Raw genomic sequence first — 16,740 nt, 5'->3', positions numbered from 1 at the left:
TGTAAAGCATGTGCTCCGTCCTATTTGCTGTGTGCGGATGTGAATGGACGGCAAGCATTTAAGGAAGCGTATAGATAAACGCTTTAAGGTCAAGTGAGCGGCTTGTGCACCGAGAGAGGAGGGCATGCATCCCGTGCCCAGAAGAAAAGAACCGAGAATCAAGATGGGCAGCCCCGCGCATACCATCGTGGAATACGTGCTGCTCGTTGTGGGCTCGCTCATTATGGCGGCGAGTTTTAACAGTTTTTTGAACCCGAATCATATTGCATCGGGTGGGGTTGCCGGGATGTCGACCGTCGTGCAGCATTTGACGGACATTGCGCCGGCAATTACGCAGTGGTCGCTGAACATCCCGATTTTGCTGCTGGCGCTGTGGCTGCTGGGCCAGAAGTTCGGCATTAAGGCGATCGTCGGCTCGATCGTCTTCCCGTTCTGCGTCCTGATCACCAGCCATATTGGGGAGTCGACGCAAAACCCGCTGCTCGCCGCCCTGTACGGCGGGATCGGCGTGGGGTTGGGACTCGGCATCGTGTTCCGAGGCCGCGGCTCGACGGGCGGCTTCGGGCTGGCGGCGCAGATTTTGCACAAGTACTCGGGGCTGAGCCTGGGGATGTGTGTGGCCATTTTTGACGGCATCGTGATTCTGTTATCGGCCTTCGTCTTTACGCCGGAGAATGCGCTGTATGGGTTGATCGCGCTGTTCGTCACAACCAAAACGATCGACATTGTGCAGCTCGGCTTCAATTATGCAAAGGTGGCGTTAATCATCTCCGACCATACGGAGGCGATTCGCAAAGCGATCCTCGTTGACTTGGATCGGGGGCTGACCGAACTGAACGGGGCGGGCGGTTACACCGGAGAATCGCGAACCGTCATGATGGTCGTCGTGAAGCAGAACGAGGTCATCCGGCTGAAGACGCTGGTGCGGTCGGTGGATCCGCAGGCTTTTGTCATTATAAGCGAAACAAATGAGGTGCTGGGCGAGGGGTTCAAGCATCATGCCTAGCGAACAGAAAATTGTGGATAATTAAGAGGCAGGCAGGGAGCGCTTGCCTCTTCTTTTTGTGAAAGTCAGGCGGGATAAGGTCTGGCGGGCATCTAAAGTTATCCAGAGAGATGTGCACAACTTGTTGATAACTTGTGAATAATCCACAAAGTTGTTCACAGCATAAGCCACCCGCGGAAAATAAAAAGAAACATTTGCCTTTCAATCCGCTAGTTTGCGATAATAAGCAGGGTACCGTATGGAGCTGTTTTTGCGGGGCGAATCCTGGCCATCGAGTGGACAAGCTGGTCTTTCATCCACTTATGCAAGAAATGCGGAAAAACGCTGCATAACGTGCATAACATGCCGAGAAATCTGACAATTCCGGAAACTTAAAGATTGTCGATTTTTCGCCTAAAACCCCTTGGAATTCCTTGATTTTACGCAGCAGCCGTTTTTCAAACAGCGCAAAAAAATTCATTGAATTATTATGTATGCGACTGTATAATAATACATATCTTTTGAGGACATCGGAGGGAATTGCATGAGCCACACAGTGAGAGCGGCAATTATTGGAGCAACAGGTTATGGTGGTGCGGAAGTTATTCGTCTTTTGCAGGCACATCCTTATGCGCACATTACGTCTGTTATTTCCACATCCAATGCGGGGGCGCCGCTGGCGGATCATTTTCCACATTTGCAGGAAGTCGTTGTGGATGTTCTGGATGCGCTGGACGTGGATTTGATCGCAGGTAAAGCGGATGTTGTGTTCCTGGCAACACCAGCGGGCGTGAGTGCGGAACTCTCGCCGAAGCTGCTGGCAGCAGGGCTGAAGGTGATCGATATTTCGGGCGATTTGCGTTTGAAGTCGGGCAGCGAGTATGAGCAATGGTATAAAAAGCCGGCGGCATCCGCAGACATGCTGGAGCGTTCGGTGTACGGCCTCTGCGAGGTTTTCGGCGACGAAGTGAAGGGCCAGGATTTGATCGCGAATCCAGGCTGCTATCCGACAGCGACCTTGCTGGGCTTAATTCCTGCGGTTGAAGCGGGGTGGATCGATCCGTCGACGATTATTATTGATGCCAAATCCGGCGTATCCGGTGCAGGGCGCGGTGTGGGCCTCGGCACGCACTATGCAGAAGTAAACGAGAACTTCTCTGCTTATAAAATCAACAAACATCAGCACATTCCGGAAATCGAGCAGGCGCTCAGCCGGGTTGCGGGCAAACCGGTCGTCACGACGTTCACGACGCATTTGGTACCGATGACGCGCGGCATTATGTCGACGATGTATGCGACGATTCAGGGTGAGCACGGGGCGCAGGACTTCATTGATAAATACAAAGCCTACTACGAAGGCCGTAAGTTCGTGCGGATTCGTCAAGCAGGCAAAACGCCCGCAACCAAAGAAGTCGCAGGCTCCAACTATTGCGATATTGGCTTTGCTGTGGATGAGCGCACCAACCGCGTGACGATTGTTTCCGTGATCGACAACGTGGTGAAAGGCGCTGCGGGGCAAGCGATTCAGAACTTGAACTTAATGTATGGCTGGGATGAAACAACAGGCTTGTTGTTCTCCCCTGTGTTTCCATAATTGACGAAGACGGGAGATTACGAAGACGATGGATCAAGCAAGCTTTACGGTGGTGCCGGAGGGCACGATTACGACGCCAAAAGGTTTTCGCGCAGGCGGACTGCACTGCGGACTCAAAAAGACGGAGCGCTTCGATCTCGGCGCGATCCTGTGTGATGTGCCGGCGGCAGCGGCGGGCGTGTACACGCTGAACGCGTTCCAGGCGGCGCCGTTGCGCGTGACGCAGGAGAGCATCGCCCAAGGCGGCAAGCTGCAGGCGATGATCGTGAACAGCGGCAACGCTAACGCGTGCACGGGCCAGCAGGGCGAGGACGACGCACGTGCGATGCGCGCCGCCAGCGCGAAGGCGCTGGGCGTGGCGGAGCACGAAGTCGGCGTCACGAGCACAGGCGTCATCGGCGAACTGCTGCCGATGGGCAAGGTGCTGAGCGGCATCGAGCAGCTGCCGGCGAAGGTAAAGGCAGACGGTGGCGAAGACTTCTGCCAGGCGATCCTGACGACGGATCTCGTGCAGAAGATGACGTGCGTCCGTGTGGTTGTGGGCGGCAAGGAGATTCACATTGCCGGGGCGGCCAAAGGTTCGGGGATGATTCACCCGAACATGGCGACGATGCTCGGTTTTATGACGACCGACGCGCCGATTGCTAGTGAACACCTTCAGCTCTTGCTGAACAAGGTGACGGATAACACGTTCAACATGATCACCGTTGATGGCGATACCTCCACCAACGACATGGTCGTGGTGATGGCCAGCGGCTTGGCCGGCGGTGATACCCTCCATCCGGGGCACCCGGATTGGGACGCGTTCGCGGCAGGCTTCCAGTACGTCGGCGAGTACCTCGCGAAGGCGATTGCGCGCGACGGCGAGGGCGCAACGAAACTGATCGAGACGACGGTTATCGGCGCAGAGAGCGATGAGGCAGCGCGCAAGATCGTGAAGTCCATCATCGGCTCCTCCTTGGTCAAATCCGCCGTGTACGGCGCGGATGCGAACTGGGGCCGCATCATTGCAGCGGTCGGCTACTCCGGTCAGCCGGTCAATGTGAACACCGTTGATATTCGCCTCGGCGACATCGCGGTGCTGGAGCAGTCGCGTCCGGTGAAGTTCGACGAGGAAGCGGCGCTCGCTTATTTGAAAACAGATACCATTCAAATTCACGTCAATTTACATATGGGTTCGGGCAAAGCGACCGGTTGGGGCTGCGACTTGACCTATGATTATGTGCGGATTAACGCAGCATACCGGACGTAACGGTTTTACAAGGAGGAGCACAGCGGTGAAGAACAATTGCTTTGTAATGAAATGCGGGGGCAGCACGCTTGCGGCGCTGCCGGCCAGCTTTTTTGAAGATATGCGTCAATTGCAAGAAGAAGGCATCGTTACGGTCATCGTGCACGGCGGAGGCCCTGCGATTTCGGAGACGCTCGGCAAGCTCGGCATCGAGTCCGGTTTTGTGAACGGGCTGCGCGTGACGAACGAAGCGGTGCTGGACGTGGTGGAGATGGTGCTGTCCGGCCAGATCAATAAGGAAATCGTCCGGCGCATTCAACTGACGGGCGCGAAAGCGCTCGGCCTGTCCGGCGTGGACGGCCACCTCATTGAAGCGCAGCCTGTGGCGAACAGCCACGAGGTCGGCCTTGTCGGCGACGTGACCAACGTCAACGCAGCGCTCATTCAAGGGGTTGTGGGCATGGGCTACATCCCGGTTATTGCGCCGGTGGGCCTTGGCAGCGACGGCGGCCAGCGCTACAACATCAATGCGGATACCGCAGCGGGCGCGGTGGCGTCCCATTTGGGCGTGGAACAAATGATCGTGGTGACCGATGTGCCGGGCATCATGAAAGTCGTCGACGGCGAGAAGCAGGTACTGCCTGTGGTCAGCGTCGCGCAAATTGAAGAGATGATCGCGAGCGGCGATATTTACGGCGGCATGATTCCGAAGGTTCGCGCAGCGATTGCATGTATACAAGGGAAAGTGCAGGAAGTGGTCATTGTGAACGGAACGGAGCCAAACGTCCTGAGCAAAGTGCTCAAAGACGGGGGCATCGGCACGCGAATTGTGCGGTAATTAGGCGTGGGCCGCAGGTGAGGTCGGGGTGCATATGACCCGCATCCGCTCTCCGAGGCGACTGGCGACCTAAGCCGCTGCAAGCATACACGAACGAGAAACGAGCCCTAACAGACCATTTTAGGAGGGATTGTACATGCAAGAACAAGGAACGAGCTCGCTGTTTCCAACCTACGGCAGATATCCGATCACGCTGGTAAAAGGTGAAGGCAGCCGTCTGTGGGACGACACAGGCAAGGAGTACATCGACTTGATGAGCGGCATCGCCGTCACGAATCTGGGGCATGCGCCGCAGGCGGTCAAGGAAGCGCTGATCGAGCAGCTGAATCAAGTGTGGCACGTGAGCAACCTGTTCCACATTCCGAATCAGGAGAAGCTGGCTTCGCTGCTGACGGCGAACAGCTGTGCGGATGCAGTGTTTTTCTGCTCCACGGGTGCGGAAGCGAACGAAGCGGCAATCAAGATTGCGCGCCGTTATCACCAAAAGGTGTTGAACAACGGACGTTATGAGATCATTACGTTCAACATGTCCTTCCACGGACGTACGCTTGCGACGCTGACAGCGACAGGCCAGGATAAAGTGAAGGAAGGCTTCCTGCCGCTTCCGGAAGGTTTTGTTTATGCGGAATACAACGACATTGAGTCCGTTCGTGCGTTGGTCAATGACAAAACAGCAGCCGTTATGCTGGAGTTCGTGCAAGGCGAAGGCGGCGTGCTGCCGGCGGATCCGACGTTCGTGAAGCAGCTTGCGGAGCTTTGCAAGCAAGAAGGCATTCTGCTCATCGGCGACGAGATCCAAACGGGCATGGGCCGCACAGGCAAATTGTTCGCTTACGAGCACTATGGCGTGGAGCCGGATATTTTTACACTGGCCAAAGGTTTGGGCGGCGGCTTCCCGATCGGTGCGATGCTCGGCAAAGATTTCCTGAAAGAAGCGTTCAACGCAGGCAGCCACGGTTCAACGTTCGGCGGTACGCCGATTGCGACGGCAGCGGCATTTGCGGCGACGGATACGATTATTTCCGGGAAATTGCCGGAGCGCGCAGCGGAGATTGGCGACTACACCGTGAAGACGCTGGAAGCGAAACTGGCAGGCAATCCGCTTGTAGACAGCATCCGCGGCGTGGGGCTTTTGATCGGCATTGCATGCACACAGCCTGCGGGTGAGATCATAAGTGAGATTCACAAGCAAGGCGTGCTCGTCATTCCGGCGGGGCCGAACGTCATTCGTTTGGTGCCGGCGCTGACGATTCCGCAGGAAGATTTGGATCGCGCGTTAGATGTCGTTTGCGACGTGCTTGCCCAAAAGGCAGCGGCAGCGAGCTCCATTTAACATGTCGGAAAGTTTATCCTCGAAGTAGCTCCATGTCATCAGTAAACGCATCCGTCCTTAAAGGGACGGCGGAGCCGTTTATCTTTAACCGCATTTTATAGAGAGAGGTTGTGTTCGGATGACTAGTAGTGTAAAGGAAGAAATGGCTGCTCAGCTCAAGGGCAAGGATTTTCTTGCTCTCGTTGACTATACACCGGAAGAATTAGAGTATTTGATTGGGTACGCGATTGAGCTGAAGCGCAAGCAAAAAGCCGGCGAACCGCACCCGATTCTAGCGGGCAAGACGCTGGGCATGATTTTCGAGAAGTCGTCTACACGGACGCGCGTGTCTTTTGAAGTGGGGATGTATCAGCTGGGCGGGCAAGCGCTCTTCCTGAGCAAAAACGACCTGCAGCTCGGACGCGGCGAGACGGTATGGGATACTGCGCAAACGTTGTCCCGTTACCTGGACGGCATTATGATCCGCACATACGAGCACCGAAAGGTAATCGACCTCGCTAGAGGGGCGACAGTGCCGGTTATTAACGGGTTGACGGATCATGCGCACCCTTGCCAAGTGATGGCGGACTACCAGACCGTTTTGGAGAAAAAAGGTCGCCTCAAAGGCATCAAAGTCGCGTACATCGGCGATGGCAACAACATGGTGCACTCCCTGATGATGGGCGCTGCCAAGCTTGGCATGGACTTCGCTGTCGCTTCGCCGGAAGGCTATATGCCGGATGCGAGTGTCATCAAGCAGTCGAAAGAGGCCGCGGCACAGTCCGGCGGTTCCTTGCTCGTGACGACCAGCGCGCGCGAAGCGATTGAGAACGCTGATATCGTCTATACGGACGTATGGGCGAGCATGGGCTTTGAAGCCGAGCAAAAAGAGCGCGAAATCGCGTTCGCGAACTATCAGGTCAATGAGGAACTCGCGAAATATGCGAAATCCGATTACCTGTTCATGCACTGCCTGCCGGCACATCGCGGCGAAGAAGTGAGCGAAGGCGTTATCGACGGCGCGCATTCCATCATTTTTGATCAGGCGGAGAACCGTCTGCACGCGCAAAAAGCGATCATGGCCGCAACGATGGTCTAATCCTTATATCCTTTGTAAATTAGCGAAACGGAGAGAAGAAACGACATGGCTAAGGAAAAAATCGTACTCGCCTATTCCGGCGGGTTGGATACTTCGGTTATCCTCAAATGGTTGAAAGAAACGTACGACGCGGAAATTATCGCCTTCACGGCGGACATCGGGCAAAAAGATGAGCTGGATGGTTTGGAAGAAAAAGCGCTCGCAACCGGCGCCTCCAAAATCTACATCGACGATCTGCGCGACGAGTTTGCGAAGGACTTCATCAACCCGATGTTCCAAGCGGCTGCGCTTTATGAAGGCCAATACTTGCTTGGCACGTCCATCGCGCGTCCTTTGATCGCGAAACGCATGGTAGAAATCGCTCGCGCTGAAGGCGCTACTGCGATTGCTCACGGCGCTACCGGCAAAGGCAACGACCAAGTGCGCTTCGAGCTCACGGCAGCGGCGCTTGCGCCTGAGATTTCCGTGATCGCGCCTTGGCGTCTGGAAGAGTTCCGCGAGCAGTTCCCGGGCCGTGCAGAAATGATCGCTTATGCTGAAAAGCATGGCATTCCAGTAACGGCATCTGCGGCGAAGCCTTATTCCACGGACCGCAACCTGCTGCACATCTCCTTCGAGAGCGGCATGCTGGAGGATCCTTGGTTCGACCCGTCCGCAACGTCCAACAAAGATATGTTCGTGCTGAGCGTTGACCCTGAGGATGCGCCAGACCAAGCGGAATACATCGAGCTGGAGTTTGAAAAAGGCGACTGCGTTGCGATCAACGGTACGCGCTTGACGCCGCTTCAAGTGATGGAAACGCTGAACGAAGTGGGTGGCAAGCACGGCATCGGCCGTGTCGACATGGTGGAGAACCGTTTCGTCGGCATGAAGAGCCGCGGTGTGTACGAAACGCCAGGCGGTACAATTCTTTTCACAGCTCATCGCAAAATGGAGTCCCTCACGATGGACCGCGATGTCATGCATCTGCGTGACTCCTTGATCTCCAAGTACGCGTCCCTCGTGTACAACGGCTTCTGGTTCGCGCCTGAGCGTCTGGCGATCCAAGCGTTGGTGACCGAGAGCCAAAAGAACGTCTCCGGTACGGTTCGCTTGAAGCTGTACAAAGGCAACGTTATCGGCGCCGGCGTGAAGAGCCCGGTTTCCCTGTACAACCCGGATATCGCGACAATGGAAGCTGATCCAACGAAAGCGTACGATCAAGGGGATGCCACTGGCTTTATCCGCTTGAACGCGCTGCGCCTCAAAGTCGGTTCTGGCGTGGAGCAAAACGCGAACAAATAAGGTATGACGGGCTTTCCCTTGGGGGAAAGCCTTTGGGTTATCTGGCGGTAGGGCGCATGTGCCGCGAAGGGCGTTAAAGATTCACGATCTGAGAGGAGCTATGCAAGGTGTCTAAGCTTTGGGGTGGACGTTTTACGAAGAAAACCGACCAACTGGTCGAAGAATATACGGCGTCGATTACATTCGACAAAGAGCTGGCCGAGGAAGATATTGAAGGCAGCCTGGCGCATGTGACGATGCTGGGCAAATGCGGCATTCTTCCGGCGGACGACGTCGAGAAGATCAAAGACGGTTTGCTGCAGGTGCAGGGCATGATTCGCCGCGGCGAACTGGAGTACACGATTCAAAACGAAGATATTCATATGAATATCGAAAAAACGCTGATCGACCTGATCGGCCCTGTCGGCGGAAAGCTGCACACAGGCCGCAGCCGGAACGACCAAGTGGCAACGGACATGCATTTATATCTGCGCAAGCGCGTGGTTGAGTTCGTCGGCTTGCTTGTGAAGCTGCAAGAGGCACTGATCGTGAAGGCGAAGGAAAATCTCGACACGATTATCCCGGGGTACACGCATCTGCAGCGGGCGCAGCCGATTCTGTTCGCGCACCACTTGATGGCGTACGTGAGCATGTTCGGCCGCGATCTGGAGCGCTTGCAGGACAGCTACAAGCGCATCGACATGCTGCCGCTCGGCGCTGGCGCGCTCGCCGGCACGACGTTCCCGATCGACCGCCATTTCGTGGCGGCGCAGCTCGGGTTCGGACGCGTATACGAGAACTCCCTTGACGCGGTCAGCGACCGCGACTTCATTCTGGAGTTCCTCTCCAACGCGTCCATGATCATGATGCACCTTTCTCGCTTCTGCGAGGAAATGGTGCTGTGGTCGTCGACCGAGTTCCAATTCATTGAACTCGACGACGCGTTCTGTACCGGCAGCTCCATCATGCCGCAGAAGAAGAACCCGGACGTCGCCGAGCTCGTCCGTGGCAAAACAGGCCGCGTCTACGGCAACCTGTTCGGTCTGCTGACCGTCCTGAAATCCCTGCCGCTGGCGTACAACAAGGACATGCAGGAAGATAAAGAAGGCATGTTCGACACGGTTCGCACGCTGCAAGGCGCGCTGCAATTGTTTGCGCCGATGGTGTCCACGATGAAAGTGAACACCGGCCGCATGCGTCAAGCCGTGAACCAGGACTTCTCCAACGCGACGGACATCGCGGATTACCTGGTGAACAAGGGCTTGCCGTTCCGCCAAGCGCACGAAGTCATCGGCAAAACGGTGCTCTATTGCATCCAGAACAACAAATACCTCCTCGATATGAGCATCGAAGAGTTCAAAACGTTCTCGAACCTGTTCGAGTCCGATATTTACGCGGTGCTCCAGCCGGAGCAAGTCGTCAATGCGCGCAACGTGTACGGCGGTACGGCGACGAACCAAGTCAGCGAAGCGATCGGCCGTGCCGAGAGCGTGCTTGCCGAGTCGCAGGCTTGGCTGAACGCTTATTTGGAAAAAGCGTAACCCGGCAAAGCGCCTGGTCAATTCCGTTCCGGTGTACCAGCCATAGCGCAAAAAGCTTCCAACCACGATTGTGGGAGGAAGCTTTTTTGTACTTTCATGAGGACGTTCGTAACGGTTACCACAGCGCCTATTCTATCGAAATTGCGGTTGTGCAGGTTGTAACGGTTATGACAGTGGCTATTGAGCCAAAATTGACAAGATTTCGCCGGCAATGCTGCCAATAAGCGCTGCGGCAACCGTTAGCATCTGAAATGGTGCATTTTCAGCGAAATAGGCCCCAAGGCAACCGTTAAACTTTTTCCTGCGCACATACGTTGTCGTACACGCACAGGCTGCGAGGCAGTGGGCCTAGGAGAGGATTTCCATCCTCACTATTCCCGCGTCCGCACCTCGATAAAGCCAGTGTCGGTTGTGGCTTTCACCTTTTTGCTGCCGTCGCCGATGATGCCTTTGACTGATGTGCGGCTGCTTTCTTGTACATCGACGGCAGGGACATTCAAACGGGCGCTGCCCACATCCGAGCGGAGATCGAAGCTGACGTTATCGATTTTGGATGGCACTTGCAGGCGAATGGAGCCGGTATCGGCGCTCAGACTGACCTCGTTGCCGATTGCTGCAAGGGCTGCGTTAATTTGGCCGGTATCGGTGCGCAGCTTGACATCGCCTTGCGCGTCATCAACGAGAATGGAGCCGGTGTCGGTTTGCAGACTGAGCTGTTTGCCCTCAAAGTGGTCGACATGAATGGATCCGGTATCCGCGGTTGCGGTCAACTTATCGGATTTCAGTGAGCCAAGGTCGATGATGCCTGTATCCGTTTTGACGGTGATGGCCTTGAACAGTTTGTCGGGCACGCGCACTTCCGTCTTCAAGCCGAATTTCTGGCCGCTGAACAGACTTTTAAACTCGTCGATATCAAAGCCAAAATGAATATGTCCTCTGCGGGAACAGGCATCAATACGCCAAGTTGTTGCATTGTCAACCGTAGCCTCCAAGGTGCAGTCGGCGGCATTTGCTTCACGGAGCGAGCCGGTCAGGCTTACGCTGATCTCGTCGGTATTGCTGGGCAGGAATGTAACACTTGACGTATCGGTATTGAGGATGATGGTATCAATGCCGGCTGCTGCGACTTTTTTCTCTACGTTGATGGTGCTGAACCCGGCGGTTAGATCCAGTGATTTGAAAGTGACCGCTGCCCCGACGAGACCGACCGCTAGCAGGACAAAACCGAGGAATAAGGAAAATTTGACTCCACGTTGCATCGCTTAGGCCCCCTTTATCAGTTTCGCGTTAAATTGAATGTACTTCCAGCTGAGTTTGAAAAAGAGCTTGATCAGCCACGAGCTGATCGATGTCAGGATGACGCCGAGACCGAAGCAGGCGAGCATCGCGAACAGGATAAAAGTCAGATCGTTGCCGGATGCACTGCCCATGCTGGTTAAGGCTCCGATAATCGGCGCGATAATCAGCGCGAAGCCAGATACAAACAGGGCGATCAGCGTTGCGCAGAGGCCGAACCAAGGGCCAACGACGAAGATCAGGTTGAAAAAACCGAGCATAATCGAAATGATAATCGCCTTGATACTCGAATCCTGCTTAGCTGGGTAAGCATAGTTCGGCGGCGTGTACGGCGGAAAAGGCGGCCGGTTCGCCGATTCGTGATCGGGCGCGTACGGCGGTGTGTAGGGAGGCGGCTCCCACGAGCGCGCAGCCTGCGGCGGCAGATCCCGGTTGACGTACGGCGGTTCCTCGGTCATTGGCGGGAGCGCGGGTTCAGACTCAGGTGCCGTGAATGTTTCCTCATACACAGGCGTCTGCCGTTCATCCGCCTCGCTTGACGCGAATCCCGGGTTCGGCACAGCCTCTGGGGCTACCGTCCGAAGCGTTTCTGGCTGCTGGGGCTTCGGATTCTGTTTTGCGCCATCCCAGTTCGGCACACGCGGGTAACCTAGCGACTGGGCGACATCGGATTCCTGTTTGCCATTTTCCAACGCTTTTTGAAACAATTCCTCATAAACCGCTAATATATTTTGTCGCTCCTTGTCTGGCAATCCGCGCAATCTGTAGTTTAATTCTTTGAAATAATCGGCTTTGCTCACTAGATTTGGCCTCCTTCACGGTTCCTTCATATTCTTAGCTTAAAATAAAAAAGTCATCATGACGTAGTAACTACGGTCATATGACTCTCACTTTTTTCGTATGGAATTGTCCTTGCTTCCGTCATAGGCCCAAATCCTCCGGTGTCACGTAACTCATGACCCCGTCTTCGATGATCGGCTGCTTGGGCGCAGCCGGTGTGCGAGGATCCGGTTTGGCATCTCCGCGATTGGCTGCTACAACAGCCGGCACAGGGGAGTAGGTATCTTTTGAGATAAGCTCCCGACTTACGGCCGTGCCATTTTCCCGTTTAATCCGATACGTCTCCACTTTATAGCCTGCCTTGCCGGGACTAATAGGCCGCTCAGCGCCAGGATGAAGGCTCGGGTTGTTCACGTAATTGACTGGCGGCTGAATCGTCTCGACGATTTTGGAGTCGATGTCATACGTAATCCCGGGTGTCAGGTGCCCGAACAGCTTAACGGTTACGGCCCTATCGGTCGTTTCTGTCCGAATCCACAAATAGCTTCCGGTGTTGTTCCGGAATTTGAAGTTGATATATCCGCTGGCAAAAGTGGCATCTTGTCCGAGCGGAACGTAGCTGACGGGCAGGGAATGGTTGCGCCGTTCGACAATTTGCAGGCCACTGCGCAGTACGGCATTGTAGAGTGTTGTCGATACTTGGCAGATGCCGCCGCCAACACCGGGCACGAGCGTGCCGTTCAGGATGACCGGCGCTTCTTTGTAGCCGAATTTGGCTTCGGTTTCGGCGATAATTTTGCTGTAATCGAACGTTTCGCCCGGTGCCAGCAGATCATCCTGAATGGTCGCGGCGGTCGCTCGAATGTTATGGATACGCCCCTCTCCGGATGGGGGGAAGGACGTGGTGAATTCAGCAATTTTGCCATCGATGCCTTGCTGCTTGAGAGAGTCTACCGTTACGGGAGGACGCAGCTCGTAGAGCGGCAGCGAGAGCTGGATTGGCGCAGCGGGAGGCGAGCCGTTCAAGCGGGAAGCGATCGCTTGCAGTTCCTCGGCGAGCTCCTTCGTATTGACGCGCAGCACACTGATCTCGGGCGCATAGTCGATTTGGTCCTGCGCCTTCAGGATGCGCTTTGCGCTGACCGGCCGCTGAGCGTAGAGTTCCTTCCAGGCAGCTTGCACTTTTGCGTTCAATTGCTCCTCGCTCACCACGGCTTCCAGCGGGAACTGCGTGCTCCGCAGCGCGAAGCGGGCTTTCAGCCGCGTCAGCGGCGAGCCATCGACAAGCGGGCTGAGCGCTTGCGCAATGCTCTCCGCCGAGTAGTGCACGCCGAGCTCGCCGAGCGAAAGCTGCTTGTTCGGAATCCCTGGCTGAGACGAAAGCAGCAGGACAGGAGCCGCGGACAGCTTGCTGATGAGCTGGTTGAGCTCGCTTTTGAAAGCCGTATAGGTCATGCCGCCTACCTGCCATCCGCCGACGGTGACATGGGAGGGAAGTGTGGATTGCGTGCTGTATACATAAAGCGCCGATCCGCTGAGAGCGAACAAACCCGCCGCAAGGACAAGCGAATAGGTGAGCGTGCTGAATTTCCGTATCATGGACTGCCCCTCCTTAACATACGATTCGGTGAAGGCCTGTACTCTATATATGTATCGATTGGGGAGAGCATTTAGTACAGAATCGTCGTTCGGGACGAATAGCGACAATGCCAGGTGATTTGACGGAATTCACCAAGAAGAAAGATGCTGAATAAGCAGGAATTTCAGCTTTTGTGTCGAATTGATATAGGCTGCGTGTGCAGCAGTGTGACCTTGGGCGGATGCCCGAGGGTTTTGGTGGTAGTTAAGAGACTTTTAGCTCCGCTAAAAGATCCCTATATTAGGATGTGATTCTGTGATCGAAATGCAGGACGTATGGAAGACGTACTCCAACGGCACGCATGCATTGAGAGGCATTAGCGTTAAAGTAGACCGCAATGAATTTGTATACGTCGTCGGACCATCCGGCGCCGGAAAATCGACATTTATGAAATTAATGTATAGAGAAGAACGTCCGACCAAAGGCCACATTTTCGTTAACGGCTTCAATCTCGAAAAGCTGAAACAGCGCAAAATTCCTTACGTGCGCCGGAATATCGGCGTCATTTTCCAGGATTATCGCCTGCTGCCGAAGCTGTCGATTTTTGACAACGTGGCGTTTGCCATGGAGGTCATTGAAGCGCCAAAGAAGCAGATTAAGAAGCGCACGATGGAAGTGCTCGAGCTCGTCAACTTGAAAGACAAGGCCAATTCGCTTCCGTCGCAGCTTTCCGGTGGCGAACAGCAGCGCGTGGCCATTGCCCGGGCAATAATTAACAACCCATCTGTCATTATCGCCGACGAACCGACGGGAAACCTGGACCCCGAGACGTCATGGGGAATCATGAAGTTGATGGAAGAAATTAACTTCCGCGGCACAACTATCGTCATGGCGACACATAACAAAGAAATCGTGAACACGATGCGCAAACGCGTGATTGCCATTGAGAACGGCCTTATTGCTCGCGATCAACACCGGGGGGAATACGGCTATGAAGATTAGTACAGTAGCGCGGCATTTACGGGAGGGTACCCGCAATGTCATCCGGAACGGTTGGATGACGTTCGCTTCGATCTCCTCGATTGCCATCTCACTGTTTATTTTGGGTATTTTCGTTCTGATTACGCTGAACGTGAACGATATTGCCGGTCAAATTGAGAAGCAAGTTGAGATCAACGTATATCTGGAGGTTAACACGCCTCAGGATCAAATCACGGCATTGCAGACTAAGATTGAGGCCATTCCGGAAGTCAAATCGATTAAGTTCGTGTCCAAGGAAGAAGGACTAGTGTATTTGCGTGAGAAGCTCGGCGAGAGCGGCAAGTCGCTGCTTGACGGTTTTGAAGGCGACAACAATCCACTGAATGATGCGTTTACGGTCGAAGTCGACGATCCGCGCAATGTCGCGGCCGCCGCTAATCAGATTTCGGCGCTCAACACCGGCCTGGATCCGAAGCCCATCTACAAAGTGAACTACGGCAAAGGAACGGTCGAAACGCTGTTCAAAGTGACGAAAGTGGTTCGCTGGATCGGGATCGGCATCGTATTGCTGCTCTCTTTTACCGCGGTGTTCCTGATTGCCAATACGATCAAGATTACGATCCTGGCGAGACAGCGTGAAATTTCCATTATGAAGCTCGTGGGCGCGACGAATTCTTTCATTCGCTGGCCGTTCTTCATTGAAGGCGCGCTCCTTGGCTTTGTTGGCTCTTTCGTGCCTACGGCGATTATTCTGGCCGGATACTGGAAGCTGCTTAACACGAGCTCGCTCAACCTGAATCTGCTGATGATTAAGCTAACGCCTTTTGAAGATATTGCGCCTACACTGCTCGTGCTATTGCTTGGTTTGGGCATCGTGATTGGCGTCTGGGGTTCCCTGATTTCTGTGCGCAAGTTCCTTCGCGTGTAGCGGAGGCTTTTCACGTCACTTCATTTTCAAAGATTCATAGCATGCGAAATGCTAGATTAAGCTTACATGCTTGAACTAGCTCTAGAATGGGAGGCTACTTGCTTGAAGAAAAAGTTGATACCTGCCGCCTTGTCGCTCGGCATTGCCATGGCAGTAACAGTCCCGCCTGCGGCGAGCTACGCGGCTTCAGCAACGGAGAAGATCGACCAGCAACTGAATCAGCTGAAGAAGCAGAAGGCAGAAATGCAGCAGAAGCAGAACGACGCGCAGAATCAGATTACGAAAGTTCAGAACGAGAAAGAGCAGACGACGAAGGACATGAATGAACTTGTCGCGCAAGTGAACGAGGCCAGCCAAAAGCTGACGCAGCTGAACGAGCAGATCGATCAAGTGTCGGACGAGCTGGAGAAGAACGCGAAGGAGCTGGATGACGCGGAAGCGCGCGTGGAAAGCCGCGATGCGATGCTGAAATCCCGTGTCCGTCTTCTGTATACGAACGGCTTCGTTTCCTATATGGACGTGCTGCTGAGCGCGACTAGTTTTTCTGATTTTTTGAATCGGGTGGAAGCTCTTAAATCGATCGTGAGTCAAGATAAAGAGATTCTAGAATCGAATAAGAAGGATAAAGCGACAGTCGCTCAGAAAAAGGCCGAGACGGAAGATCAGCTTGTGAAGGTACAAGGGCTCTATGCGGACGCAGAAACGCTTCGTGAGGATTTGAAAGCGAAGGAGAAGGCGAAAGAAGTAAAAATCGCGTCCCTTTCGAAGCAAGAGAAGGCGCTTGAGGAGATTTCCGAGGAAAGCGACCAGCAGATCACGGCACTGGCAAAGAAGGAATCGCAGCTTCAAGAACAGAAGCGTCAAGCGATGAACACGAAATCGCCATTCACGTATGCCGGCGGGAAACTCGGCTATCCACTTTCGGTGCAGGCGCCGCTTACGTCGGATTTTATTTTCCGCATCAATCCGGTGACGGGCAAGCCTGAGAACCACAAAGGCATCGATTTGGGCGCACCGAAAGCAACACCGATCCTCGCGGCCGAGAATGGCTCTGTCATTTATGCGTCGTGGATGAACGGATACGGCAACTGCGTGATCGTCGATCACGGAGGCGGCATGTGGACCTTGTACGGCCACATCATGAATGACGGCATCTATGTCAAAGTCGGGGACGTTGTCAAACGCGGTCAGAAGATTGCTGGCGTCGGCTCAACGGGTCAAGCGACCGGCAACCATTTGCATTTTGAAGTCCGGAAGAATGAAGTGCCTGTCGATCCCAAACCGTACCTGCGCTAGGACAAACCGGTTATAAA

General features: G+C 54.6%; 14 protein-coding genes. 11 read left to right on the top strand and 3 right to left on the bottom strand.

What is annotated here, in order from left to right:
- Window positions 1–124 precede the first annotated feature (124 nt).
- From ABE504_RS26060 to argH, 8 genes are all read left to right on the top strand, one after another.
- Window positions 125–1,006 carry a YitT family protein gene (locus ABE504_RS26060; RefSeq protein ID WP_430094543.1) on the top strand — a complete coding sequence of 294 codons (882 nt, stop codon included), beginning with the start codon at window positions 125–127 and terminating at the stop codon, window positions 1,004–1,006.
- 523 nt (window positions 1,007–1,529) lie between these two features.
- Window positions 1,530–2,579 (top strand): N-acetyl-gamma-glutamyl-phosphate reductase, encoded by a 1,050-nt coding sequence (argC, locus tag ABE504_RS26055; RefSeq protein WP_430094541.1) that lies wholly within the window; start codon window positions 1,530–1,532, stop codon window positions 2,577–2,579.
- A 28-nt stretch (window positions 2,580–2,607) separates the two neighbouring features.
- The gene (gene argJ, locus ABE504_RS26050; protein WP_430094539.1) at window positions 2,608–3,831 is read left to right on the top strand and encodes a bifunctional glutamate N-acetyltransferase/amino-acid acetyltransferase ArgJ; all 1,224 of its coding nucleotides are present in this window, start codon (window positions 2,608–2,610) and stop codon (window positions 3,829–3,831) included.
- Between the two features lie 46 nt (window positions 3,832–3,877).
- Window positions 3,878–4,648, top strand: a complete 771-nt coding sequence (gene argB / locus ABE504_RS26045; protein WP_430094656.1) for an acetylglutamate kinase — start codon at window positions 3,878–3,880, stop codon at window positions 4,646–4,648.
- 136 nt (window positions 4,649–4,784) lie between these two features.
- Window positions 4,785–5,981 carry an acetylornithine transaminase gene (locus tag ABE504_RS26040; protein WP_430094537.1) on the top strand — a complete coding sequence of 399 codons (1,197 nt, stop codon included), beginning with the start codon at window positions 4,785–4,787 and terminating at the stop codon, window positions 5,979–5,981.
- Window positions 5,982–6,099: 118 nt separating this feature from the next.
- Window positions 6,100–7,059: an ornithine carbamoyltransferase gene (gene argF / locus ABE504_RS26035; RefSeq protein ID WP_430094535.1), complete on the top strand. Its 960-nt coding sequence runs from the start codon at window positions 6,100–6,102 to the stop codon at window positions 7,057–7,059.
- A gap of 45 nt (window positions 7,060–7,104) precedes the next feature.
- Entirely contained in the window at window positions 7,105–8,343 is a 1,239-nt protein-coding gene (locus tag ABE504_RS26030; RefSeq protein ID WP_430094533.1) for an argininosuccinate synthase, read from the top strand.
- Between the two features lie 107 nt (window positions 8,344–8,450).
- Window positions 8,451–9,863: an argininosuccinate lyase gene (gene argH / locus ABE504_RS26025; RefSeq protein ID WP_430094531.1), complete on the top strand. Its 1,413-nt coding sequence runs from the start codon at window positions 8,451–8,453 to the stop codon at window positions 9,861–9,863.
- Window positions 9,864–10,234: 371 nt separating this feature from the next.
- Here the strand turns inward: argH and ABE504_RS26020 are convergent, their stop codons facing one another.
- The 3 genes from ABE504_RS26020 to ABE504_RS26010 form a co-directional block, all read right to left on the bottom strand.
- The gene (locus ABE504_RS26020) at window positions 10,235–11,122 is read right to left on the bottom strand and encodes a DUF4097 family beta strand repeat-containing protein (protein ID WP_430094529.1); all 888 of its coding nucleotides are present in this window, start codon (window positions 11,120–11,122) and stop codon (window positions 10,235–10,237) included.
- A gap of 3 nt (window positions 11,123–11,125) precedes the next feature.
- A complete protein-coding gene (locus tag ABE504_RS26015; RefSeq protein WP_430094527.1) occupies window positions 11,126–11,959 on the bottom strand; it encodes a DUF1700 domain-containing protein in 834 nt (277 codons plus the stop codon).
- Between the two features lie 121 nt (window positions 11,960–12,080).
- Window positions 12,081–13,538: a VanW family protein gene (locus ABE504_RS26010; RefSeq protein WP_430094525.1), complete on the bottom strand. Its 1,458-nt coding sequence runs from the start codon at window positions 13,536–13,538 to the stop codon at window positions 12,081–12,083.
- Between the two features lie 295 nt (window positions 13,539–13,833).
- Between ABE504_RS26010 and ftsE the strand changes: the two genes are divergently transcribed.
- The 3 genes from ftsE to ABE504_RS25995 all read left to right on the top strand — a co-directional run bounded on the left by ftsE (window position 13,834) and on the right by ABE504_RS25995 (window position 16,723).
- On the top strand, window positions 13,834–14,520 hold the full coding sequence (gene ftsE, locus ABE504_RS26005; protein ID WP_430078446.1) for a cell division ATP-binding protein FtsE: 687 nt from the start codon (window positions 13,834–13,836) through the stop codon (window positions 14,518–14,520).
- Window positions 14,510–15,427 (top strand): permease-like cell division protein FtsX, encoded by a 918-nt coding sequence (gene ftsX, locus ABE504_RS26000; RefSeq protein ID WP_430094523.1) that lies wholly within the window; start codon window positions 14,510–14,512, stop codon window positions 15,425–15,427. Before ftsE ends, ftsX begins: the two co-directional genes overlap by 11 nt.
- Before the next feature lie 102 nt (window positions 15,428–15,529).
- Window positions 15,530–16,723 carry a murein hydrolase activator EnvC family protein gene (locus tag ABE504_RS25995; protein ID WP_430094522.1) on the top strand — a complete coding sequence of 398 codons (1,194 nt, stop codon included), beginning with the start codon at window positions 15,530–15,532 and terminating at the stop codon, window positions 16,721–16,723.
- Window positions 16,724–16,740 lie beyond the last annotated feature (17 nt).

Origin of the sequence: Paenibacillus oryzisoli (assembly GCF_050467285.1) — a bacterium.
GTDB lineage: Bacteria > Bacillota > Bacilli > Paenibacillales > NBRC-103111 > Paenibacillus_E > Paenibacillus_E oryzisoli_A.
This window is presented reverse-complemented; position numbering and strand designations above follow the sequence as displayed.